This window comes from Desulfovibrio sp. 1188_IL3213, from assembly GCF_036763145.1.
In the GTDB taxonomy this organism is placed as follows: Bacteria; Desulfobacterota; Desulfovibrionia; order Desulfovibrionales; family Desulfovibrionaceae; genus Desulfovibrio.
The window spans coordinates 1-969 of the sequence record NZ_JBAIYR010000640.1; the positions used below are offsets into that span (position 1 = coordinate 1).

The following is a 969-nucleotide window of genomic DNA, read 5'->3' on the forward strand; positions in this document are numbered from 1 at the left end:
GGCTCATGGCCCGCTGGAACGTGCGCTGCCTGACTATGGAGCAGTTGCGCGAAACCCTGGGGCCTGCCGCTCCGGACAGCGGCGGTCTGCTCCCGACTGCGGCCGCCGGACCCAATGACTGGACCTGGTTTTCATAATCCGACCTGTTTGGGGCAGGGCATTTCAACTATCACACTGTTTATACTGACGAAATGCTCTGGGCTCGTGAAGCGAGGCGTAGCGCGGTCCGCGAGATGGGCTTAAGCGCGCCTTGCTGCCGTAAAGCCGCAATCTCAAAGCGAAGCTGCCATAAAAATGCGTTCACGCCTGGTTGCCGTATGGCGGAACAGCGTTGGGCGCTGTGCGTTTTACTGTGGCATTTCATTTTCAGCGCGGTTTCCGGCGGCGCTCGCGCCGCCCCGCGACGTGTTGCATCATGCGCGGCCTTAGGGCATTTTGTCTTTGAAACAAAGTGCATGCCCGAATACAACCTGTGGATTTGCCCCTTGCAGACGCTCAGGAGCAAGCAATGACAAAAGACACAACAAGCGAAACGCTCACCGCGCCGCCATTTGCGCCCGGCCTGCCCCATGTGGCCTGTGTGCTGCTCTGGTATCCGCTTTTCACCCAGCCCTTTATATTCCGTGAGGTGCAGGGGCTGCGCAAGCGCCTTCCTGTGGCGGTCTACAGTCTGTATGGACCCAACCTGCGCCATTGCTCCACGGAAATGCGCAACGTGGCGCGGGAGACCATAACTATGGGTACTCGGGCGCTGCCGGCTATCCTGGGTGAAGTGCTGCGCGAGATGTTCACGCATCCCCTGCGGCTGGGCCGGATTTTCAGGCGCACCATGTTCCGCCGCTGGCGCTGCATTGAAACCCTGGGCGAAAATCTCTGGGCTTTTTGCGCCGGGGTCTATCTGGCCCGCCGGTTCAGGGAGGCAGGCATAGACATGATCTACGCCCCCTGGCCGCGCGGCACAGCCACGGC

The 969-nt window shown here is 60.8% G+C and carries 1 pseudogene; it reads left to right on the forward strand.

The features are described 5' to 3' along the window. Positions 1-508: 508 nt before the first annotated feature. A pseudogene (locus V6C16_RS14220) lies at positions 509-969 on the forward strand (colanic acid biosynthesis glycosyltransferase WcaL); the annotation flags it as partial.